This window comes from Duganella caerulea, from assembly GCF_040362985.1.
Taxonomy (GTDB): domain Bacteria; phylum Pseudomonadota; class Gammaproteobacteria; order Burkholderiales; family Burkholderiaceae_D; genus Rugamonas; species Rugamonas vulcania.
Genome location: NZ_BPWJ01000003.1, coordinates 129,157 through 151,486 on the forward strand (window position 1 = coordinate 129,157; position 22,330 = coordinate 151,486).

At 65.9% G+C, this 22,330-nt stretch carries 21 protein-coding genes and 1 riboswitch; of the genes, 15 read left to right on the forward strand and 6 right to left on the reverse strand.

All coding sequences use genetic code 11. The features are described 5' to 3' along the window. Positions 1-204: 204 nt before the first annotated feature. Complete coding sequence (locus ACUJB0_RS09835; RefSeq protein ID WP_444845066.1) at positions 205-1,059, forward strand: spondin domain-containing protein; 855 nt, start codon at positions 205-207, stop codon at positions 1,057-1,059. Positions 1,060-1,076: 17 nt separating this feature from the next. Here ACUJB0_RS09835 and ACUJB0_RS09840 read toward each other — a convergent pair whose 3' ends face one another. Together ACUJB0_RS09840 and ACUJB0_RS09845 are read right to left on the reverse strand one after the other, a co-directional pair. Beyond that, entirely contained in the window at positions 1,077-1,814 is a 738-nt protein-coding gene (locus ACUJB0_RS09840; RefSeq protein ID WP_444845067.1) for a siderophore-interacting protein, read from the reverse strand. Between the two features lie 157 nt (positions 1,815-1,971). Next, entirely contained in the window at positions 1,972-2,412 is a 441-nt protein-coding gene (locus ACUJB0_RS09845) for a DUF2147 domain-containing protein (protein ID WP_161088123.1), read from the reverse strand. Between the two features lie 108 nt (positions 2,413-2,520). Here ACUJB0_RS09845 and ACUJB0_RS09850 point away from each other — a divergent pair, with 108 nt between their 5' ends. Genes ACUJB0_RS09850 through ACUJB0_RS09860 form a run of 3 tightly spaced genes read left to right on the forward strand, consistent with a single transcriptional unit; the run spans position 2,521 to position 5,106 of the window. Continuing rightward, positions 2,521-3,156: a helix-turn-helix transcriptional regulator gene (locus ACUJB0_RS09850; protein ID WP_161083877.1), complete on the forward strand. Its 636-nt coding sequence runs from the start codon at positions 2,521-2,523 to the stop codon at positions 3,154-3,156. Beyond that, the gene (locus ACUJB0_RS09855; RefSeq protein ID WP_444845068.1) at positions 3,137-4,123 is read left to right on the forward strand and encodes an ornithine cyclodeaminase family protein; all 987 of its coding nucleotides are present in this window, start codon (positions 3,137-3,139) and stop codon (positions 4,121-4,123) included. The genes ACUJB0_RS09850 and ACUJB0_RS09855 overlap by 20 nt, the downstream gene beginning before the upstream one ends. A 14-nt stretch (positions 4,124-4,137) precedes the next feature. Next, the gene (locus ACUJB0_RS09860) at positions 4,138-5,106 is read left to right on the forward strand and encodes a threo-3-hydroxy-L-aspartate ammonia-lyase (protein WP_444845069.1); all 969 of its coding nucleotides are present in this window, start codon (positions 4,138-4,140) and stop codon (positions 5,104-5,106) included. Here the strand turns inward: ACUJB0_RS09860 and ACUJB0_RS09865 are convergent, their stop codons facing one another. Then, the gene (locus ACUJB0_RS09865) at positions 5,107-6,711 is read right to left on the reverse strand and encodes a phytoene desaturase family protein (RefSeq protein WP_444845070.1); all 1,605 of its coding nucleotides are present in this window, start codon (positions 6,709-6,711) and stop codon (positions 5,107-5,109) included. A 123-nt stretch (positions 6,712-6,834) separates the two neighbouring features. On the opposite strand from ACUJB0_RS09865, the gene ACUJB0_RS09870 reads away from it, so the two are divergent. After that, on the forward strand, positions 6,835-7,260 hold the full coding sequence (locus ACUJB0_RS09870) for an Lrp/AsnC family transcriptional regulator (RefSeq protein WP_161083873.1): 426 nt from the start codon (positions 6,835-6,837) through the stop codon (positions 7,258-7,260). A 213-nt stretch (positions 7,261-7,473) separates the two neighbouring features. Here the strand turns inward: ACUJB0_RS09870 and ACUJB0_RS09875 are convergent, their stop codons facing one another. Further along, positions 7,474-10,269 carry a valine--tRNA ligase gene (locus ACUJB0_RS09875; RefSeq protein ID WP_444845071.1) on the reverse strand — a complete coding sequence of 932 codons (2,796 nt, stop codon included), beginning with the start codon at positions 10,267-10,269 and terminating at the stop codon, positions 7,474-7,476. Positions 10,270-10,456: 187 nt separating this feature from the next. Here ACUJB0_RS09875 and ACUJB0_RS09880 point away from each other — a divergent pair, with 187 nt between their 5' ends. Together ACUJB0_RS09880 and ACUJB0_RS09885 are read left to right on the forward strand one after the other, a co-directional pair. After that, positions 10,457-12,007 (forward strand): M28 family metallopeptidase, encoded by a 1,551-nt coding sequence (locus ACUJB0_RS09880; protein ID WP_444845072.1) that lies wholly within the window; start codon positions 10,457-10,459, stop codon positions 12,005-12,007. A gap of 74 nt (positions 12,008-12,081) precedes the next feature. Beyond that, the gene (locus tag ACUJB0_RS09885) at positions 12,082-12,897 is read left to right on the forward strand and encodes a crotonase/enoyl-CoA hydratase family protein (RefSeq protein ID WP_444845073.1); all 816 of its coding nucleotides are present in this window, start codon (positions 12,082-12,084) and stop codon (positions 12,895-12,897) included. On the opposite strand, the gene ACUJB0_RS09890 is transcribed toward ACUJB0_RS09885, so the two are convergent. Beyond that, positions 12,894-13,475: a TetR/AcrR family transcriptional regulator gene (locus ACUJB0_RS09890; RefSeq protein ID WP_444845074.1), complete on the reverse strand. Its 582-nt coding sequence runs from the start codon at positions 13,473-13,475 to the stop codon at positions 12,894-12,896. The genes ACUJB0_RS09885 and ACUJB0_RS09890 overlap by 4 nt on opposite strands. A 120-nt stretch (positions 13,476-13,595) precedes the next feature. Here ACUJB0_RS09890 and ACUJB0_RS09895 point away from each other — a divergent pair, with 120 nt between their 5' ends. Then, a complete protein-coding gene (locus ACUJB0_RS09895) occupies positions 13,596-14,468 on the forward strand; it encodes a sterol desaturase family protein (RefSeq protein ID WP_444845075.1) in 873 nt (290 codons plus the stop codon). A 190-nt stretch (positions 14,469-14,658) separates the two neighbouring features. Here ACUJB0_RS09895 and ACUJB0_RS09900 read toward each other — a convergent pair whose 3' ends face one another. Continuing rightward, positions 14,659-15,882, reverse strand: coding sequence for a DUF4382 domain-containing protein (locus ACUJB0_RS09900; protein ID WP_444845076.1), 1,224 nt, complete (start codon positions 15,880-15,882; stop codon positions 14,659-14,661). Between the two features lie 239 nt (positions 15,883-16,121). Beyond that, positions 16,122-16,222: riboswitch (TPP riboswitch) on the forward strand. Positions 16,223-16,297: 75 nt separating this feature from the next. On the opposite strand from ACUJB0_RS09900, the gene thiC reads away from it, so the two are divergent. The 7 genes from thiC to ACUJB0_RS09935 all read left to right on the forward strand — a co-directional run bounded on the left by thiC (position 16,298) and on the right by ACUJB0_RS09935 (position 22,274). Further along, a complete protein-coding gene (gene thiC / locus ACUJB0_RS09905; protein ID WP_444845077.1) occupies positions 16,298-18,214 on the forward strand; it encodes a phosphomethylpyrimidine synthase ThiC in 1,917 nt (638 codons plus the stop codon). Positions 18,215-18,221: 7 nt separating this feature from the next. Continuing rightward, on the forward strand, positions 18,222-18,425 hold the full coding sequence (thiS, locus tag ACUJB0_RS09910; protein WP_161083866.1) for a sulfur carrier protein ThiS: 204 nt from the start codon (positions 18,222-18,224) through the stop codon (positions 18,423-18,425). Positions 18,426-18,539: 114 nt separating this feature from the next. Next, complete coding sequence (locus ACUJB0_RS09915; RefSeq protein WP_161087753.1) at positions 18,540-19,331, forward strand: thiazole synthase; 792 nt, start codon at positions 18,540-18,542, stop codon at positions 19,329-19,331. Then, positions 19,328-20,203 carry a bifunctional hydroxymethylpyrimidine kinase/phosphomethylpyrimidine kinase gene (thiD, locus tag ACUJB0_RS09920; protein WP_444845078.1) on the forward strand — a complete coding sequence of 292 codons (876 nt, stop codon included), beginning with the start codon at positions 19,328-19,330 and terminating at the stop codon, positions 20,201-20,203. The genes ACUJB0_RS09915 and thiD overlap by 4 nt, the downstream gene beginning before the upstream one ends. 13 nt (positions 20,204-20,216) lie before the next feature. Next, positions 20,217-20,861, forward strand: a complete 645-nt coding sequence (gene thiE, locus ACUJB0_RS09925; protein ID WP_444845079.1) for a thiamine phosphate synthase — start codon at positions 20,217-20,219, stop codon at positions 20,859-20,861. Between the two features lie 70 nt (positions 20,862-20,931). Beyond that, the gene (locus tag ACUJB0_RS09930; protein WP_161088138.1) at positions 20,932-21,561 is read left to right on the forward strand and encodes an ANTAR domain-containing response regulator; all 630 of its coding nucleotides are present in this window, start codon (positions 20,932-20,934) and stop codon (positions 21,559-21,561) included. A 257-nt stretch (positions 21,562-21,818) separates the two neighbouring features. Continuing rightward, entirely contained in the window at positions 21,819-22,274 is a 456-nt protein-coding gene (locus tag ACUJB0_RS09935; protein WP_161088139.1) for a DNA-binding transcriptional response regulator, read from the forward strand. The last annotated feature ends 56 nt before the right edge of the window (positions 22,275-22,330 follow it).

The following is a 22,330-nucleotide window of genomic DNA, read 5'->3' on the forward strand; positions in this document are numbered from 1 at the left end:
CGTCTCAGGCGTGATGTGTACCGCGCCATTATCCACGCCGCCGGCCCGGACGCGAAGCGCTTAGTCGGCGGCGGGGGGATAGTCCTTACACCGGATACAAAAAATATAAAAATGAAATCATTGTAATGGCAACGAGATGTCATGTGACTAACACGTGCCGCGCATCGGTGCGGCATCCATTCACATAACAAAGGAAGACATCAGATGAAACCTTACACTCTCGCCAAGGCCGTGCTGGCCGCATGCGTTGGCCTGTCCGCCTGCGCCGCCCAGGCGGCCGACGTCACCTTCACTTTCACCAACACCGCGCCGGCCGGCGGAGTCGGCGTCGCTCCCCTGTGGCTGGGCCTGCACAACGGTGGCTTCGACAGCTTCGACGTCGGCAGCGCCGCCTCGGTGGCGATCGAGCGCGCCGCCGAGGACGGCAACGCCAGCGTGCTTACGTCGAACTTCGCCAGCCAGGTCGCGGGCGGCCTGCAGACCACGCTGCCGAACGGTCCGCGCTTTCCCGGCGCCAGCAGCACCTTCACGCTGCACAACGTCGACCTGAACGGCGCCAACCGCTACCTGAGCTACGCCGCGATGGTCGTGCTCAGCAACGACTTCTTCATCGGGAACGACAACGCCAAGGCGATCGACCTGTCGTCGCTGGCGGGTGGGGGCAAGCTGTCGCTGGCGCTGGGCGGCGCCGGCCATGTGTATGACGCAGGCACCGAGCAGAACAACTTCGCTTACTCGCTGGCGAATGGCGCCTACGGCATCGGCGGCGGCCAGAGCGCGGCCAACCAGGGCATCGACGAGCACGGCGTGGTGCATGTCGCGACTGGCAATCCCTATCTGAGCTTTGTCGATGACGGCCACTACGTGCCGGCCAACTTCGACTGGACCGCGCTGAACTTCAACAACCAGCAATCCATCGGCCGCCTGGACATCTCGGTGACGGCCGTGCCGGAGCCGGAAACCTACGCGATGCTGTTCGCCGGCCTCGGCTTGCTGGGCGTCGTCGCGCGCCGCCGTCAGGGGCAGGGCAAGGCTGCTGCTGCTGGCGATATCGCCTGAGTCCGGGCCGGGCGGCGTCAATCCATGCCGGCCTTGCCGGGTGCCCAGTACGCCTTGCTTTGACGCCGCCCGGCTGCCGCACCCTGCTGGCGCAGTAGCCGGCTCATGTGCTGGATCGAGCCGGCCTTCCCGGTCAGCACGATCTCCGCCGAAGGATGCGACTGCAGCAGTGCCGACATGTGCGCGTCCAGCTCGTTGAAGTGCTCGCCGCCCTCGAGGCGGACGCAGAGGTGGGCGTCATCCAGCCCAAGCTGCCGGATGACGGGCGCCGCCTCGGCCAGAGCGGAGACCTCAAGCACCGTCTGCAGTGGCGATGCCTGGCTGGACAATGCCACCGCCAGGCCCATCGACGTTTCATCTCCGAACAGAATGGCGCGCCCGCGCGGCTGCTGCAGCCGCAGCGATCTGCGTGGACCGAAGACGGTGCAGTCGTCGCCCTTGCGCACCAGGCGCGCCCAGTGCGTGCCGGGGCCGTCCGCGTGCAGATAGACCAGGATGCGCGTGCGTCCGCTTGTCGCATCCCAATCCATCGGCGTGTAGGTGCGTTGCACCCATCCGCCCAGCTGGACCTGGATCTTGTCGCCCGGCGTCCAGGCGATGTTGCGCAACGCGTCGCCGCCCAGCGTGATGAGGCGGAAGGCGGGGCCGATATCCTCGACGTGCAGCACCTGCGCGTTGCGCGTAAACAGTTTCAGTACCGCCGCTTCAAGCCGGCCAGGGCGCCGCTGCAGGGTTGGCGGGAGGATGTCGTTCATTGTTCAGGCTCCGTAAATATTCAGGTTGATTGAGGGCGCGTCCATGCTGATGCAGACGGGCCTTGCGCCGGAATATTGTGGGAGTCGCCACGCCAATGAAAAAACCCCGCAAGTTGACGTGCAACTGCGGGGTTCGGTTTGGTTCGCGCGGAGGTGCTTATTCCTGGCGCACCCACACCTGCGAGCGGCCCAGCATCGGCACGCCGATGTAGCCGCGCACGCTCAGCTTCTTGCCGCCGTCGGTCAAGTGCATCTTGCTGCGATAGACCTTGCCGTTGTCCGGATCGAGGATCTCGCCGCCGTTGTATTCGTCGCCGTCCTTTTTCAGGCCGGTCATGATCACCAGGCCGATGACCGGCTGGTTCTTGCGAGCGTCTTCGCACTTCTCGCATTTGGGATTCTGGTCTTCGGTCGGCGCACGGAACAGCTGCTCGATCTTGCCTTGCAAGACGCCGTTGTTGTCGGTGATGCGTATCAGCGCTTTCGGCTTGCCGCTAACGTCGTCGATGTTTTTCCACAGGCCGACCGGGGAGCTGTCGTCGGCGAAGGCCGGGGCGATGGACAGCGCGGCGGTGATGATCAAAGCGAGAAATTTCATGTGCAGTCTCCAAGGTTATTTTATCCATCGAGTGTAGCAAAAAAATGACCGGTCGTACTATTTTCTCGAGAATTATACATATTGTCTAAAATAAGATAATATGTGCGAATGAAAAAGACGCCCGAACAACAGAATCTCTTGGAACAGATGAAGCAGGTCGCAGACGGCTTAGGCAAGACCCTGGCGCCGTTCTGCGAGGTGGTGCTGCACGACCTGACCAATCCCGAGCACGCCATCCTGGCGATCCACAACAACCTGTCCGGGCGCGAGGTCGGCGCGCCGGCCACTGAACTGGGCCTGGCGCGCGCCGCCGATCCCGACGTCGCCCAGGTCATCGCCAACTATCCGAACACCTTCGCCGACGGCCGCCGCGCCAAGAGCACGTCGATCGGCATCAAGGACAGCCAAGGCCAGTACGTGGCCGCGCTGTGCATGAACGTGGACCTGACGGTGTTCCGCAGCCTGAACACGCTGCTGACCCAGTTCAGCGCGGTCGACAACGATTCCGCCGTGCGCGAAACGCTGGAGCCGGCCGGCGCCGACGCGCTGCGCGCCCGCATCGACCAGTTCGCCGCGCGTCTGGCCACCACGCCGCGCGCGCTCAAGGCCGAGGAGCGCAAGGCGCTGATGCGCGAGCTCAAGGAATCTGGACTGAGCGACGTGCGGCGTGGCATGGACATCGTCGCCAACTACCTGAACGTCTCGCGCGCCACGGTGTACAACGATGTCCGCGATGGCCAATAACCCCGCCCATCTGCTGTTGCTGGACCGCGACCAGGCCGCCGCGCTGCTGCGGCCGGACGACGTGCTGGCCGCCGTGCGCGAGTCCTTCCTGCTGCACGCCAGCGGCGACGGCCGCAACTTCCCGCTGGTGCGCGAGGCGCTGCCGGCCGGCGTGTTCGGCATCAAGTCCGGCGGCGCGGCGCCGCTGGATTTGCTGGGCATGAAGGCGGCCGGCTTCTGGCCGGGCAACCGCAGCCACGGCGCGGACGGCCATCAGGCCACGATCATGTTGTTCGATCCAGCCACCGGACGGCCGCAGTGCCTGATCGACGGTAACGCCGTCACCACTGAACGCACGGCGGCTGCTGGCGCGCTGGGTCTGCTGGCGCTGGCGCGTCCGGACAGCGAGACGCTGTGCGTGTTCGGCACCGGCGTGCAGGGCAGCGCGCATGTGGACTACGCGTTGCGCGTGCTGCCGGGCCTGCGGCGCGTGCGCTACCTGACTTCCGACGGCCGCCGCGATATGGCCTTTGAATCGCGTTTCGCGCAGCGCTGCGACGTCGCGCCCGCAGCCGGCGCCGATGCGGCTGTGGCCGACAGCGACATCGTCATCACCGCCACCACCGGACGCGGCTCGCTGTTCGCGCCGCAAGCGGTGCGCCCCGGCACGCATCTGAATTGCGTCGGCAGCGACACGCGCGGCAAGCGCGAACTGGCGGAAGGCATGCTGGCGCTGGCCAGCGTCTGGGTCGACGACCTGGCGCAGGCGCTGGCCATCGGCGAGCTTCAGTGGGCGCCGCAGACGCTGGTGAAAGAGTTCGGCGCGCTGCTGGCGGAGGGCTCGTCCGCGCGTCACGGCGTCGCGGCGGACGCTATCACCATCTTCGACATGACGGGCATCGCCCTGCAGGATCTTTCGGTGGCGCGCATGCTGCGGCAGCGCGCCTTGGCAACCGGTACAGGCACCAGCGTGGCCTGGCCATGGTAATCACAAGGACTAACATGAACGACTTGATACTCCCCACCTACGCCGATGTGGTCGCCGCATCGGAACGCATCGCCGGCCACGCGCACCACACGCCGGTGGCCACCTCGCGCACCGCCAACGAGGAGCTGGGCGCCGAGGTATTCTTCAAGTGCGAGAACATGCAGCGCATGGGCGCCTTCAAATTCCGCGGCGGCTACAACGCGCTGGCGCGCTTCACGCCCGAACAGCGCCGCGCCGGCGTGGTGGCGTTTTCGTCGGGGAACCATGCGCAGGCGATCGCGCTTGCGGCCAAGCTGCTGGGCATTCCAGCCACCATTGTCATGCCGCTCGACGCGCCGGCTTCGAAGGTGGCCGCCACGCGCGGCTATGGCGCGCAAGTGGTCACCTACGACCGCTACACCGAGGACCGCGAGCAGATCGGCCGCGACCTGGCACAGAAGCACGGGCTGACACTGATCCCGCCATACGATCACGCCGACGTGATCGCGGGGCAGGGTACGGCGGCCAAGGAATTGCTGGAGACGGTCGGGCACCTGGATGCGTTGTTCATCTGCCTGGGCGGCGGCGGTTTGCTGAGCGGCTCGGCGCTGGCGGCGCGCGCGATCTCGCCATCGACCCGCATCTACGGCGTGGAGCCGGAGGCGGGCAACGACGGTCAGCAATCGTTCCGCAGCGGCAGCATCGTGCATATCGAGACGCCGAAGACCATCGCCGACGGTGCACAGACGCAGCACCTGGGCAATCTGACTTTCCCGATCATCCAGCGCGACGTGGACGACATCCTGACCGTCAGCGACGAGCAGCTGCGCCACGAGATGCGCTTCTTCGCCGGCCGCATGAAGATGGTGGTGGAGCCGACCGGCTGCCTGGGCTTCGCCGCCGCGCGGGCGATGAAGGATCAGCTGCAGGGCAAGCGTATCGGCGTGATCATCAGCGGCGGCAACGTCGACATCGACCGCTACGCCGAGCTGTTGCGCCACTGATCAGGCGTATTTTTTCTGTTTGAAATCGCGCAGCACCTCGTGCGCCGCGTTGTGGCCCGGCGCGCCGGTCACGCCGCCGCCGGGGTGGGTGCCCGCGCCGCAGGTGTACAGGCCGGCGATGGGCCCGCGATAGTCGGCGTGGCCCAGCATCGGCCGCGCCGAGAATAGTTGATCCAGTCCCAGCGCGCCGTGGAAGATGTCGCCGCCGACCAGGCCGAAGGTGCGTTCCAGGTCGAGCGGGCTCATGATCTGCCGGCCCAGCACGGACTGCTTGAAGTTGGGCGCGTAGGTGTTCACGGTGTCTATCATCAGGTCGGCCACGGTGTCGCGGTGCTGGTCCCAGCTGGCGCCGTCGGGCAGCTGCGGCGCCACGTGCTGGCAGAACAGGCTGGCGACGTGCTGGCCGGGTGGCGCCAGTGTCGGGTCCAGCGTCGAGGGGATCAGCACTTCCACGATGGGCTTGCGCGCCCAGCCCAGCGCGCGGGCGTCGTGATAGGCGCGTTCCATGTAGTCGAGGCTGGGCGCGATGATGATGCCGCTGCCGTGATGCTCGGCCATTGTCTTGCCGGGCAGGCAGCTGAAGTCCGGCAGTTCCGACAGCGCCACGTTCATGCGGAAGGTGCCGGAGCCGCAGCGCCAGCCTTCCATGCGGCGCAGGAAGTCGGCGGGCAGGGCGGCGGCGTCGACCAGTGAGGTGTACAGCAGGCGGGGATTGAGGTTGGACACCACCACCCGCGCATCGAGCCGCTCGCCGTTGGCGGTGACGACGCCGACCGCGCGGCCCTTATCCAGCAGCACTTCGCGCACGCCGCAGCCGGTGCGGATCTCGACGCCGCGCGCCTCGGCCGAACGGGCCATCGCCTGCGTGATGGCGCCCATGCCGCCGATGGCGTGGCCCCACGCGCCCTTCTTGCCGTTGACCTCGCCGAATACGTGGTGCAGCAGCACGTAGGCGGAGCCGGGCGTGTAGGGGCTGGCGTAGTTGCCGACGATGCTGTCGAAGCCGTAGGCGGCCTTGATCGGCGCGCTGTCGAACCAGCCGTCCAGATAATCGCCGGCTGATTTGGTGAACAGGTCCAGCAGCTCGCGCTGGGTGGCGACCGGCAGCTTGCGCATGCGGTTGCCCAGGCCGCCGGCCTTGATCAATTCGGGCAGGGCGCTGAGCCAGCTGCCCTGGACCAGGTTGGGCGGCGTTTGCAGCACGGTTTCGCGCAGCAGTCCGGCGGCGGTTTCAAGATGCTGGGCGTAGGCTTGCAGGCGGCTGGCGTCGCGCTGGGAGAACTTCGCCACTTCGGCCTCGGTCTGGCCGGCGCCGATTTTCAGGTAGCGGCCGTCGTCCAGCGGCAGGAAGTTCGACAGCGGGCGCTCGACGATGTGGAGGCCGTGTTTTTTTAGCTCCAGGTCGTTGATCACTTTTGGATTGAGCAGTGAGACGGTGTACGCGGCCACCGAATTGCGGAAGCCGGGATGGAATTCCTCGGTCACGGCCGCGCCGCCGACCACGTTGCGCTGCTCCAGCACCGTGACCTTCAGGCCGGCGCTGGCCAGATAGTGGGCACACACCAGGCCGTTATGGCCGCCGCCGATAATGATCACGTCGCGCATCGATAATCTCCTTGGGTTCAGAAGCATCATTGTGCGGACGGTGACGTCAAATTGCATTGCGCAGGCCGACGAATTGCGGGAATATACTGAGCAAAATGACGAATATTTTGGCAAAAGGAAATAATGGACGACATCGATCAGCAGTTGCTTGCCCTGTTGCGTGAAAACGCGCGCGCCACCACGAGCGAGCTGGCGCGTAAGCTTGGGCTATCGCGCACGACGGTGCAGAGCCGGATCGAGCGGCTGGAGCGATCCGGAATCGTGATTGGCTACACGGTACGCACCAGCGCTGACTATCGTGCCGGGCTGGTGCGGGCGCTGGTGATGATCACGGCCACGCCCAAGCTCACGCCCGGGATCGAAAGCGCCTTGCGCAAGTTCGCCGCCGTGCGGACATTGCATTCGGTGAACGGGATCTACGACTTCATCGCCGGCGTCGAAGCCGGATCGGTGGAAGAGCTCGATGCCGTGGTGGACCGCATAGGCGCGCTCGACGGTGTGGAGCGCACCACCACCTCAATCCTGATGACGACCCGCATCGATCGCTAAAGTGGTGCCACCAAAATGGGGTCAAGTCTGACATTCGGACACGAGCTCTGCCGTAATCGGGCGTTTACGGCAGAGCTCGTGTCCGAATGTCAGACTTGACCCCATTTCAGTGTTGAGCTCGTGTCCGAATGCCAGACTTGACCCCAAATTGTTTGGAGGTAAAAAAAGCCGCGCGGCTTGCACCGGGCGGCTTTTGATTTGCTGCTGAGCTTATCAGGCGGTAGGCAGTTTGGCGAATTGTTCGCGCATCTTGTCCAGCGTGGCGGAGAAGTTGGCGACGCGTTCTTTTTCTTGCGCTACCACTTCTGCCGGCGCGCGGGCGACGAAGCTTTCGTTCGACAGCTTGCCGTTGGCCTTGTTGATCTCGCCTTCAACGCGGGCGATCTCTTTCGACAGGCGCTCACGCTCGGCCTTGACGTCAATCTCCACCTTCAGCATCAGCTTGGTCGTGCCGACGATCGATACGGCGGCCGGCGATTCCGGCAGCGCGTCGACGATCTGCACTTCGGACAGCTTGCCCAGCGACTGGATGTACGGTGCGAACACTTCCATCGCCGCCTTGTCGGCCGCGTTGGTCGGCTCGACGATCAGCGGCACGCGCAGCGATGGCGCCAGTTGCATTTCGCCGCGCAGGTTGCGGGTGGCGTCGGTCAGCGCTTTCAGCTGCTGCATCCAGGCCTCGGCCGACTCGTCGATGGCGGCGGTGTTGGCGATCGGGTAGGGCTGCATCATGATCGAGTCACCAGTCTTGCCGGCCAGCGGCGCGACGGCCTGCCACAGCGCTTCGGTGACGAACGGGATGACCGGATGCGCCAGGCGCAGCACCACTTCCAGCACGCGCAGCAGCGTGTGGCGGGTGGCGCGTTGCTGGCCTTCGGTGCCGCTCTGTACCTGCACCTTGGCCACTTCCAGATACCAGTCGCAATACTCGTCCCACACGAACTTGTAGATGGTCGAGGCGATGTTGTCGAAGCGGTAGTCTTCGAAGCCCTTGGCCACGTCCAGCTCGGCCTTTTGCAGCAGCGAGATGATCCACTTGTCGGCATTCGACAGGTCGGCCACGCTGGCGCTGCAATCCTTGCCCTCGGTGTTCATCAGCACGAAGCGGGTGGCGTTCCACAGCTTGTTGCAGAAGTTGCGGTAGCCTTCGGCGCGGCCCAGGTCGAAGTTGATGTTGCGGCCCAGCGAGGCGTACGAGGCCATCGTGAAGCGCACCGCGTCGGTGCCGTAGGCGGCGATCCCTTCCGGGAACTCCTTGCGCGTGGCCTTGGCGATCTTCTCGGCCGCTTTCGGGTTCATCAGGCCGGTGGTGCGTTTCTCCACCAGCGCCTCGACGCCGATGCCGTCGATCAGGTCGATCGGGTCCAGCGTGTTGCCCTTGGACTTGGACATCTTCTGGCCGGTCGAGTCGCGCACCAGGCCGTGCACGTACACCGTTTCAAATGGCACTTTTCCCGTGAAGTGCGCGGTCATCATGACCATGCGCGCTACCCAGAAGAAGATGATGTCGAAGCCGGTCACCAGCACCGACGATGGCAGGAAGGCCTTGATGTCAGGCGTTTCCTCAGGCCAGCCGAGCGTCGAGAACGGCACCAGCGCGGACGAGAACCACGTGTCGAGCACGTCGTTGTCGCGGCGCAGCGGACCGGTGCTGCCCTTGGCGGCGGCCTGCGCGATGGCTTCGGCTTCGGTCTTGGCGACGAAGATGTTGCCGGCGTCGTCGTACCAGGCCGGAATCTGGTGGCCCCACCACAGCTGACGCGAGATGCACCAGTCCTGGATGTTGTTGAGCCACTGGTTGTAGGTGGTGCTCCAGTTTTCCGGCACGAACTTGATCTCGCCGTTGGCGACCTTGTCCAGCGCGGTTTCGGCGATCGATTTGCCCGGGAAGAAAGTGCCTTCCGGCGCCGGCTTGCTCATGGCGACGAACCATTGGTCGGTCAGCATCGGCTCGATGATGACGCCGGTACGGTCGCCGCGCGGCACCATCAGCTTGTGCGGCTTGACTTGTTCCAGCAGGCCCAGCGCGTCCAGGTCGGCCACGATCTGCTTGCGCGCCACGAAGCGGTCCATGCCGCGGTAGGCGACCGGCGCTTCGTCGTTGATCTTCGCTTCCAGGGTCATGATGGTCAGCAGCGGCAGCTTGTGGCGCTGGCCGACGGCGTAGTCGTTCAGGTCATGCGCTGGCGTGATCTTGACGCAGCCGGTGCCGAATTCCTTGTCGACGTATTCGTCGGCGATGATCGGGATTTCGCGGTCGGTCAGCGGCAGCTTGAGCATCTTGCCGACCAGCGGCAGGTAGCGCTCGTCGGTCGGGTCCACCGCCACGGCGACGTCGCCCAGCATGGTTTCAGGACGGGTGGTGGCGACGGTCAGCATGCCGCTGCCATCGGCCAGCGGGTACTTGATGTACCACATCGAGCCGTCTTCCTCTTCCGACACCACTTCCAGGTCGGAGACGGCGGTGCCCAGCACCGGGTCCCAGTTGACCAGGCGCTTGCCGCGGTAGATCAGGCCCTGTTCGTGCAAACGCACGAAGACGTCGGTGACGACTTTCGAGCGCGGCTCGTCCATCGTGAAGTATTCGCGCTTCCAGTCCGGCGAGGCGCCCAGGCGGCGCATCTGGCCGGTGATGGTGGAGCCGGATTTCTCTTTCCACTCCCACACCTTCTTGACGAACTCTTCGCGGCCCAGGTCGTGGCGCGAGATTTTCTGCGCGTCCAGCTGGCGCTCCACCACGATCTGCGTGGCGATGCCGGCGTGGTCGGTGCCGGGGATCCAGGCGGTATTGTGGCCCAGCATGCGATGGTAGCGGGTCAGGCCGTCCATGATGGTCTGGTTGAAGGCATGGCCCATGTGCAGGGTGCCGGTCACGTTCGGCGGCGGCAGCTGGATGCTGAACGAAGGTTTGCCGGCGTCGAGGGTGGCGGTGTAGTAACCGCGCTGTTCCCACTCGGTACGCCAGAATTGTTCAATGTCGGCAGGCTCGAAAGACTTGGCTAATTCCATGATTTGGCAGATTAAATTTGGAGAAACAACCATTATAGATGACGCGGCAAGCCATGAGCAGATCGCCGCTTGTTAAACTCTGGACATTTCCCGCCTAGATGTCGAATTCCGCAAGTTTTTTGACTCGCCCCGCCGAAGAGCATACCGTTGCCCGTCCCAACAGTGTTTTTTTGACATGGAGACGGAAATGACAACTCGACTCATTGCTGTGCTGGTCGCTGGCTTACTGGCCGGCGCATCGGCTTCCGCGCTGGCCCAGTCCGACAAGATCTGGATCAGCGTCGGCGACGCCGCCTATGCCCAATTGCAGAAAGTGGCGCCGCAGGCGCTGGCGCGCGAGAGCCGCGCCAGCTTCGCCGCCCGGCCCGGCCACGAGCGGGTCCACCTGGTCGAGGTCGACGAGCAGCAGATGCTGGCGCTGTCGGCCGCCGTGCACCGCAAGCTGCGCCGCTGCGGCGGCTTCATGTTCCACGCCAGCGAGGCGGCCGGCATCGCCGCGCTGACGCCGTCCAAGGCCAGCGCCGCGCAGCAACTGGCCGTGGCGCGGCCGTCGTACGTGATCGACCAGCAAGCCGTGGTCAATCCCATGCTGACGCAAATGCAGGCCAGTAACATCGGCCAGACCATCGTCGACATGTCGTCCTACACCAACCGCTACTACACCACCAACAACGGCGTGAACGCGTCGAACTGGCTGATGCAGCGCTGGGCCACGATGGCCGCCGGCCGCAGCGACATCGCCGTGACCCAGTACACGCACGCCTCCTGGCCGCAGAAGTCGGTGATCCTGACCATCACCGGCACCGACAACCCGAACGAAGTGGTGGTGCTGGGCGGCCACCTCGATACGATCAACCAGGCCGGCACCGGCGAGACCACCAAGGCCCCAGGCGCCGACGACGACGCTTCCGGCATCGCCAGCCTGACCGAGGTGCTGCGGGTGATGATCGCCAGCGGCTACAAGCCGCGCCGCACGATCAAGCTGATCGGCTACGCGGCCGAGGAGGTGGGCCTGCGCGGCTCGCAGGACATCGCCCAGAACTACAAGGCCAACAACGTCAACGTGGTCGGCGTGATGCAGCTCGACATGACCAACTACAAGGGCTCGGCCGACGACATCTACCTGTTCACCGATTACACCGACAGCGCCCAGAACACCTTCGTCGGCAACCTGATCACGACCTACCTGCCGACCCTGAAGGTCGGCCACGACCAGTGCGGCTACGCCTGCTCCGACCACGCGTCATGGAACTCGGCCGGCTACTGGACCTCGATGCCGTTCGAGACTGCCATGGGCGAGGACGATCCCTACATCCACACCGCCAACGACACCTACGCCAACACCGGCAACCAGGCCGACCACGCGCTCAAGTTCGCGCGCATGGCGCTGGCCTACGCGGTCGAGCTGGGCAGCGACGGCCCGGGTGTGACGCCGCCGGCCGACCATACCGAGACCTACACCGGCACCTTGACCAGGGGCCAGACCCGCGCCTACGGGCCGTTCGCGGTGGCGGGCGGCGGCAGCTTCAAGGCCGCGCTCAGCGGCAGCGGCGACACCGACCTGTACGTGCGCAAGGCCGGCGCGGCCAGCACCACCAGCTACGACTGCAAGTCCGACGGCCCGACCAGCACCGAGAGCTGTACCGTGTCCTACGCCGCCAACGGCAACGCCTACGTGCTGCTGAACGGCTACGCCGCGTCCAGCTACACGCTGACCGTCACCTATCCGCAGCAGTGAGGAAGGCGGGCGGCCGGCTTGTTGCTGCCGCCCCATATCGGGTATTCTTGAACGATACATAACAGGAGATCCCGATGCCCAGCTTTGAAACCGTCACCCTCAGCGTGGAAGACCACATTGCCACCGTGCGCCTGAACCGCCCGGAAAAACTCAACGCCATGAACCTGGCGATGTGGAACGACATCCGCAGCGCCTTCCAGCACATCGACGCGACGCCGGAGATCCGCGTGGCGATCCTGGAGGGCGAGGGCAAGGCCTTCACCGCCGGCATCGACCTGCAGATGATGATGGGCCTGGGCGCGCAGATCCGCGACGAGTGCGATGGCCGCACGCGCGAGAACCTGCGCCGCATCATCCTCGACCTGCAGGACACCTTGACCAGCCTGGAGCGCTGCCGCAAGCCGGTGCTGGCCGCCGTGCACGGCGCCTGCGTGGGTGGCGGCATCGACCTGATCTGCTGCGCCGACATGCGCTACTGCGCGGAGGACGCCTGGTTCAGCATCAAGGAAATCGACATCGGCATGACCGCCGACGTGGGCACCCTGCAACGCCTGCCGCGCCTGATCGGCGAGGGCATGGCGCGCGAACTGGCCTACACGGCGCGCAAGGTCGACGCCGCCGAGGCGAAGGAGATCCGCCTGGTCAACCGCGTGTTCGAATCGCCCGAGGCCTTGCGCGCCGGCGTGCGCGCGATCGCGGCCGACATCGCGGCCAAGGCGCCGCTGGCGATCCGCGGCGTGAAGGAAATGATCAGCTACGCGCGCGACCACTCGGTGGCGGACGGCCTCAACTACAACGCCACGTGGAACGCGGCCATGCTGATGTCGGCCGACCTGCAGGAAGCCATGATGTCCGGCATGAGCAAGCGCCCGCCTGTGTTCAGGGACTAGCGACCAATCGCCGCGCCGGCGGCGCTACCGCCCAGCGCGGCCTGGGCCAGCGCGTCGAGTTCGCGCTGCATGGTGGCGATTGGCGGCGGCTCAGGTGCGTCCACCCACCAGGCCATCGCCTCGACCACGCCGCCGGCCACGAAACGCGCCACCCACGGATGCGCCGCCGACGGGTGGGCCCGCCGTTTCAGTTCGATTTCCACCAGCTGGCAGACCATCTGCCTGAAGCGGCGCGCGACGCCGTGTCCGCCGCGCCTGCCGATGGCGGCGCGGAAGACGTCGCGCTGCTGCGCCATATGCTCCAGCAGGCCGGCCAGGAAGTGGCCGTCCGCGTGCTGCACCTCCGCCGTCTGCGCCGCGATCATGTCGCGCAAATCGTTCAGCCCTTCCGACAGCAGCTCGTCCTTGCTCTGGTAGTGCACGTAGAAAGTGGAGCGGCCCACGTTCGCGTGGTCGCAGATTTCCTGGATGGTCATCTGGTCCCAGCCGCGCAGCGCCATCAGCTCCAGCATCGCGTCGCGCAGCGCGGCCTTGGTCTTGAGGACGCGGCGGTCCGGTTCGGGTGGGCGGTCGGTCATGGCGTTCCTGGACATTAAGCGGCGGATTGTCTGCTAGCGGACATCGGCCCGGCCTGCGCGCTGTCGCGGAGAGCGGGCGGGGGCGATCATGGACACCTGTCCACCTCAGGAGTGTAATCCATGTCCTCTTCCCATGTTGCCGCGCGCTGGCCGCGCTATCTGTTTTATCCGCTCGCGCTGGCCGCCACGCTGGCCTTCATCCACGCCTCGGTCGGCGGCTGGCTTGGTCCGCTCGGCAAGGCGTATCCGGCTTACCTGGCGGCCATGATCGCGACGATGGTGACGCTCGAACGCCTGATGCCGATGCGCCGCGAGTGGAACATGACCAAAGTGTCGTTTTTCACGCGCGATCTGCCGATGCTGGTCGTCAATGGCGCGACCATCGCCGCCACCACCTGGGCCGTGACCTGGCTGGCCACTCATCACCGCGGGCTGCCTTTATTGCGCAGCAGCTTGCCCTGGCAGGCCGAAGCCGTTTGCGCGGTGCTGTTGTCGGATTTCCTTTGGTATTGGGTGCACCGCTACAGTCATGAGGGACGCGGCCCATTGGCGCGCTGGCTGTGGAAGACCCACGCGATCCACCACCTGCCCGGCGAGGTCTACGTGTTCATGCACGTGGTGGGGCATCCGATCAACAGCGCCTACGTGCGCGTGCTGTTAATGCTGCCCGCCATCCTGTTCGGCTTTTCGCCGGAGGCCGTGTTCGCGGCGTCGGTGTTCAACGGCTTCCAGGGGCTGGTGTCGCACTTCAATGTCGACGCCAGGGCGGGCTGGTTCAACCGCCTGCTGACCGGCACCGAGCTGCACCGCTTCCACCACAGCGCCAACCGGGACGAGGCTGGGAACTACGGCGCCACCGTCTCGATCTGGGACCAGTTGTTCGGCACCTTCCGCCTGCCGGCCGCCGCGCCGAGGCAGCTCGGCGTCGACGACCGCGCCCAATATCCCGGCGACCGCCAGTGGGGACGACTGCTGGGCTTGCCCTTCAAGTAGCAGGGCAGGCTGGTGCTTACCCGGTGTAAGGGTACTCGCGGAGGATGTTCATGTTCAGACTCCCTCGGCAAACAAAACAACGGCCATATGCCAACTGATATTACGCCGTTTTGATCGTTTGAGGGGCGTCAGCGGAGCCGGCCCACCGGCTTGCCCCTCAAGTAAAGCAGGGCAAGCCGGCGTGGCGTGCTTACGGCTTCAGGCTGAAGTTGACGTTGCTTTGGTTGGTCAGCGAGATGTCGACCAGCGGCAGGCTGGCCGTGGTGTAGCCCTCGGCGGACGCTTCGGCGATGTATTTACCAGCTCCCGGCAGCACGGTGGCGGCGCTGGCGAATTGCAGCGGCAGCGTGGCGCTGTACACCGCGTACTGTGGCGCGCTGACCGGCAGGCCGCTGAGCGTGTAGCTGCCGCTGGCCAGGTCGGCGCCGCGGTACTTGACGGTGACGGTCGGCCCGGCCACAAAGCTCTGCTTGGCCGCGACATAAGCCGTGGCGGTGCTGCTGGCCGGGGTCAGCGTGACGGTGCCGCCGATACTGCCGGTGACGCTGGCCGGCAGCGTGATCGGCGCGGCGGACGTGCTGATGGCGACCGTGGCCGAGGTGCTGGTCACCGGCACCGCGCCCACCACGGCGGCGGCGCTGTCGTCGGCCGTGACCACCACGTCGTAATTCCCCAGCGGCAGCCGGCTCAGCGCGAATTCGCCGGTGGTGGCGTTGGGCGCGGTGGCGCTGACGATGGCGCCATTCTGCTGCGCCGACACCATCACGTGGCGGCTCAGCAGCGCGGTCGAGACAAAGCCGCCGATGCCGTTGAGCGTGGTCGGGATCACCTTCACCACCGGCTTCAGCGCGTACTTGCCGTTGCCCTTGGTGACGACGGATTTGCAGGCGTCGAAGTCCAGCACCAGGTCGACCCGTTGGCCGGCCGCGACGTCAAAGGAGTTGACCAGCTTGATGCCGCTCTGCACCGCGCTCGGCGTGTCGAGCGACACCTCGGCGGTGCTGCCGCTGACCACCACCGAGTTGGCCATGCCGGTGCCGGTGTTGGGGTCGAGCACCAGCCGCAGCTGGTTGTAGTGGCCCGCGCTCAGCGAGGTCTGGCCCAGCGCCTCCAGCGCGCCGTTGGTCAGGTTGAGCAGGTTGATCTTGCGGGCCGGGCTGAGCGTGATGTCGGTCCAGCCGGCGTCGGTGTCGCTGGCCGTGCTGCTCTGGTTGACGCGCACCTTGTTGACAGTGACGTTGACGGCGTCGAAGCCGCACGACGGCGCGTCCGTCATCGACACGGACAGCGTGCCCAGGGTGCTGTCCGGCGTGCTGCCGCCTCCGCCGCCGCCACCGCCGCCGCAGGCGCTCAGCCCGGCTGCGGTGAAGGCCGCGAGCGCGGCCAGGTAAAGAGTTGGGTGTGCTGGCTTCATGATGAATCTCCCGATAGTCGCGCGTTGGGCGCTTGTTGTGGCGACGGTGGTGTCGCTGTGAGGATATTCTGCGTTCCTTTCAGAAACTATTATGTGTGATGCCGCACATAGCGCGCGGCTTTTACATCTGTTACAGATGGGTTAGCTCTACGCGCCATACCAGGTATTGTGGTTTTTTTCACGTGGACGTTGTCCGCGCGGCGCGGCCGGGCGTATAATCGGCCCCGCTGCCGCAAGGTGGCACACGCTAGGGGTCCTGCGCATTGCGATGCGCGGGTGAGAAATACCCTCCGAACCTGATCTGGATAATGCCAGCGAAGGGAAGCTTAGGACATCGCCGCCACCTCTCGTTGTATCTGTGGAACGGCGCCGTCCAACCTCCTTTGCTGGCTCCTGTAGCTAACGAAGGAGCCAAATGAACGCCAATCCCAAATTCCTCTCCGCCACCGCCACGGTGGACGAGGCAGCCATCAAGCCGTTACCGAATTCCCGCAAGGTCTACGTCGAAGGCAGCCGCCCCGACATCCGTGTGCCGATGCGCGAAATCACCCAGGCCGACACGCCGGCCTCGTTCGGCTTCGAAGCGAATCCGCCGATCTACGTCTACGACACCTCCGGCCCGTACACCGATCCGGACGCGGTGATCGACATCCGCTCCGGCCTGGCCGCGACGCCGCGCCTGCCGTGGATACTGGAGCGCGACGACACCGAGGAACTGGACGGCCCGACCTCCGAATATGGCCAGGCCCGCCTGGCGGACCCCGCGCTGGCCGAGCTGCGCTTCAACCTGCACCGCAAGCCGCGCCGCGCGCGTGAAGGGAAGAACGTCACGCAGATGCACTACGCGCGCCAGGGCATCATCACGCCGGAGATGGAATTCGTCGCCATCCGCGAGAACCTGCGCCGCCAGGAATACCTGCAGAACCTGAAGGACTCCGGCCCGATGGGCCAGCGCCTGGCCGACCTGATGGGCCGCCAGCATCCTGGGCAATCGTTCGGCGCCAGCATCCCGGCCGAGATCACGCCGGAATTCGTGCGCGAGGAAATCGCCCGTGGCCGCGCCATCATCCCGGCCAACATCAACCACCCGGAAATCGAGCCGATGATCATCGGCCGCAACTTCCTCGTGAAGATCAACGCCAACATCGGCAATTCGGCTGTTACTTCGTCGATCGGCGAGGAAGTCGAGAAGATGACCTGGGCCATCCGCTGGGGCGGCGACAACGTCATGGACCTGTCGACCGGCAAGCACATCCACGAAACGCGCGAATGGATCATCCGCAACAGCCCGGTGCCGATCGGCACGGTGCCGATCTACCAGGCGCTGGAAAAGGTCAACGGCAAGGCCGAGGACCTGACGTGGGAAATCTTCCGCGACACCTTGATCGAGCAGGCCGAGCAGGGCGTCGACTACTTCACCATCCACGCCGGCGTGCTGCTGCGCTACGTGCCGATGACGGCCAAGCGCCTGACCGGCATCGTCTCGCGCGGCGGCTCGATCATGGCCAAGTGGTGCCTGGCGCACCACAAGGAATCGTTCCTGTACACGCACTTCGAAGAGATCTGCCAGATCATGAAGGCTTACGACGTGTCGTTCTCGCTGGGGGACGGCCTGCGGCCTGGTTCCATTTACGACGCCAACGACGAAGCGCAACTGGGCGAGCTGAAGACCCTGGGCGAACTGACCCAGATCGCCTGGAAGCACGACGTGCAGGTGATGATCGAAGGCCCGGGCCACGTGCCGATGCAGCTGATCAAGGAGAACATGGACCTGCAACTGGAACAATGCCACGAGGCGCCGTTCTACACGCTGGGACCGTTGACCACCGACATCGCGCCCGGCTACGACCACATCACCTCCGGCATCGGCGCCGCGCAGATCGGCTGGTACGGCACGGCCATGCTGTGCTACGTCACGCCCAAGGAACACCTGGGCCTGCCGGACAAGAACGACGTCAAGGATGGCATCATCACCTACAAGATCGCCGCCCACGCGGCCGACCTGGCCAAGGGGCATCCGGGCGCGCAGATCCGCGACAACGCGCTGTCCAAGGCGCGCTTCGAATTCCGCTGGGACGACCAGTTCAACATCGGCCTCGATCCGGACAAGGCGCGCGAATTCCACGACGAGACCTTGCCCAAGGACTCGGCCAAGGTGGCGCATTTCTGCTCGATGTGCGGGCCGCATTTCTGCTCGATGAAGATCACGCAGGAAGTGCGCGAATTCGCGGCGGCCAACGGCGTGTCGGACGGTGCGGCGCTGGAGCAGGGGATGCAGGTCAAGGCGGTGGAGTTCGTCAAGAACGGCGCTGAGCTGTACCGCAAACTGTGAGGCCGGCATGATCGACATCGAACTGAACGGCGCCCCATACCGGGTGCCGCCGCGGCAAACGCTGGACCAGTTGATCGACGCGCTGTCGCTCAGTGGGCAGGCGTTGGCGCTGGCGGTCAACCGCGCGGTAGTGCCGCGCCAGCAATGGCCGCAGCGCGAGCTGCAGCCACAGGACCAGGTCGACATCGTCCGCGCCATCGGCGGCGGCTAAATTAAATTGGGGTCAAGTCTGACATTCGGACACGGCCTCTGCTGTAGCGGGCCGCTACAGCAGAGGCCGTGTCCGAATGCCAGACTTGACCCCAAAAGATAGAAGGAAATAAATATGACTACGTCAACCCAAGACCTGCTGACCATCGCGGGCAAGAGCTATAAGTCGCGCCTGCTGGTGGGCAGCGGCAAGTACAAGGACCTGCAGCAGACCCGCGAGGCGACCGATGCCGCCGAGGCGGAAATCATTACCGTGGCGATCCGCCGCGTGAACATCGGCCAGGATCCGAAGGCGCCGAGCCTGCTGGATGTGCTGCCGCCGTCGCAGTACACCATCCTGCCCAACACCGCTGGCTGCTACACCGCCAAGGACGCGGTCTACACGCTGCAGATGGCGCGCGAGCTGCTCAACGGCCACAAGCTGGTCAAGCTGGAAGTGCTGGGCGACGAGAAGACCCTGTTCCCGCACATGCCGGAAACCCTGCTTGCCGCCGAGGCGCTGGTCAAGGACGGCTTCGACGTCATGGTCTACTGCAGCGACGATCCGATCCAGGCCAGGATCCTGGAGGACATCGGCTGCGTCGCGGTGATGCCGCTGGCCTCGCTGATCGGTTCCGGCATGGGCATCCTCAATCCGTGGAACCTGTCGCTGATCATCGAGCAGGCCAGGGTGCCGGTGCTGGTCGATGCCGGCGTCGGCACGGCTTCGGACGCGGCCATCGCCATGGAGCTCGGCTGCGACGGCGTGCTGATGAACACGGCCATCGCCGGCGCGCGCGATCCGGTGCGCATGGCGCGCGCCATGAAGCTGGGCGTGCAGGCCGGCCGCGAGGCCTTCCTGGCCGGCCGCATCGCCCGCAAGTTCGCCGCCTCGCCGTCCTCGCCAATGGCGGGCCGGCTGGCATGAGCGAGCGCTTGTCTTCGCAAGTGGCGGCGCAGCTGATGGCCCAACTGGTGGCGCGCCCGTGCGTGCTGGTGTTCGCCGGACTCGATCCGTCCGGCGGGGCCGGCATCGCCGCCGACCTGCAGGCGGTGGCCGGGCAGGGCGCGCACGCGCTCACCGTGGCCACCGCGCTGACGGTGCAGGACAACGACCGCGTCTACGGCGTGCAGCCGGTCGACGGCGCCATGGTGCTGCGCCAGGCGCAGGCGCTGGTCGGCAAGATGACGGTGCGCGCGGTGAAGATCGGCATCCCCGGCAGCGCGTCCAACGCGCTGGCCATCGCCGAGATCATCACCCGCCTGCGCCAGCGCCAGCCGGAGCTGCCGGTGGTGCTGGACCCGGTGCTGGCCAGCGGCCACGGCGATCTGCTCTCGCGCGATGACGCGGTGCAGGCGCTGGCGCCGTTGCTGCCGCTGGTTACACTGCTCACGCCCAACGGCCCGGAGGCGCTGGCGCTGACCGGCTTCGACGAACCGTCCGCCCAGGCGCAAGCTCTGCGCGCGCGCGGCTGCCGCCATGTGCTGATCACCGGCGGCCACGATGCGGGCAGCGGCGAGGAGGTGGTCAACCGCTGGTTCGGCCCCGGCGCGGCGCCGCCGCAGCGCCTGTCCGATCCCGCCCCGCAGGATTCCCGCGACTGGCACTGGCCGCGCCTGGACGGCGAATTCCACGGCAGCGGCTGCACGCTGGCGTCGGCGGCCGCGGGCCAGCTGGCGCTCGGCATGTCGATGGAACGCGCGCTGGAACTGGCGCAACAGTACTGCTATCGCGCGCTGCGTGGCGCCTACACGGTGGCCGCGGGCCAGCGCATCCCGCACCGCCTTCCCCTGATTTAACCGAGAGCACATCATGCAAGGACTTTATTTGGTTACGCCCAACTGGGACGACACCGGCCGGCTGCTGGAGCTGACCGAGCGCGCGCTGGCCGCCGCCCAGCACGCCCAGCCCGGCGTGGCGCTGCTGCAGTACCGCCACAAGGAGGCCGGCCCGCAGCAGCGGCTGGATCAAGCCGGCGCGCTGCTGGCGTTGTGCCGGCGCTACGGCGTGCCGTTCATCGTCAACGATTATGTCGACCTGTGCCAGCAGACCGGCGCCGACGGCGTCCACCTGGGCGGCACCGACGCCGAGGTGGCGCAGGTGCGCGCCCTGCTGGGCCAGGACAAGATCATCGGCGCCTCGTGCTACGGCGACCTGCCGCGCGCGCTGCAGGCGCAGGCGGCAGGCGCCAGCTACGTGGCGTTCGGCGGTTTCTACCCGTCGCGCGTGAAGCAATACGCGGTCACTACCAAGATGGAGATCCTCGACCAGGCGCGCGCGGTGATCCATGTGCCGACCGTGGTGATCGGCGGCATGACGCCGGAAAACGCCGCGCCGCTGGCCGCGCGCGGGGCGTCCATGGTGGCGGCCATCAGCAGCGTCTACCAGGCGGACGATCCGGGCGCCGCCGTGGCCGCGTTCCTCAGGCTGTACGCGGGCGATAAAACAGCCACATAAAACGCTAGCGGCTTGGAGGGATTTCCGCCTTATAATTGGGGCGTTAGCTTAAGCCTAAGGTGGCCGCCACATGAATGTCCCTTCCAGCCAGAAGCGTCTGATCCTGATCGTCGACGATGACCCATTGCTGCTCGATTTCCTGGGCGAGGTGCTGGGCCACGCCGGCTACGACATCCTCAAGGCCTCGTCCGCCGAGCAGGCCCTGCAGCAGATCGCCCAGCGCGAACCGGACCTGGCCCTGCTCGACATCCACATGCCCGGCATGAACGGCCTGGAACTGGCCAAGCAGCTGCACGCGACCAGCTCGGTGCCGTTCATGTTCCTGTCCGGCCGCGGCGACGCCGACGCCGGCAAGCAGGCCGCGTCCTACGGCGCGGTCGGCTTCCTGGTCAAGCCGGTCGACGAGAAGCACCTGATGCCGGCCTTTGCCGCCGGCCTGGCGCGCGCCGACGAGATCCGCCAGCTGCGCCGCACCGAGCTCAATCTGAACGCCGCGCTGGCCGCCGGCCGCGAGACCAGCCTGGCCGTCGGCCTGCTGATGTGCAAATTCCAGACCGACCGCAACACCGCCTTCGAGGTGCTGCGCGACCACGCCCGCTCCAACCGCCGCAAGGTCAACGAGGTGGCCGACCAGCTGCTGGCCGCCGAGGAAATGTTGAACAGCTTGCACGCCGCCTTCAGCCAGCGTCTGAAAAAGTAAACGCCGGCGGCATTTTTGTCGGCATTTTCTTGCTTTACATCACCTTTAATGTAGACTGTGTCTATAGCGGCAGGCCGGTCCTGCCCGCTTTGTGTTAGTGCGGCGGGGCCTCCAACCTGCGCCTGCCGCCTCTTCGGCCGCCTGTCCCCTGCGACCGTCATCGTTCCTTCGGCCCAACTCCGCCGACTCCCGCGTTGCCATGAGCGCCCCGTGCTGCCGGCACCGCATTCCTATCAGTTTTGTGTGCGGAGACACTTATGACCACCGATTTTTCCCAGGATACCTACCGTCCCTTCAGCGAGCAGGATGTCGGCGCCGCGATCGGCTTTTCGGTGTTTGCCGAGGCGCCGCGCGTGCTGCACGTGGACGCCGACCTGGACACCGCGCTGGTGCTGTCGATGCTGCTGGTGCCGGAGACCCAGGTCACCCACGTGGCCTCGCTGGCCGCGGCCGAGTTGATGCTGCTGGAGCGCAGCTTCGCGATGGTGGTGATCGATCCCGACCTGCCCGACGGCGACGGCACCAGCCTGGTGATGCAGCTGCAGCAGCGCCACCCCCATGTGCGCGTGCTGACGTACTCGGCGCGCCATCCCGAGCGGCACAACGCCGGCGGCGCCTTCCTGCCCAAGCCATGGACCTCGCCGCGCCAGCTGTGGCGCACGGTGTCCGAGCTGCTGGGCATCGGCGCGACGATGCCGGCCGAACCGCAATAATCGTCCGCGCCACAGATCGTCCCCGGCTTGCTATCATGGCGAACCACCGGAACGGC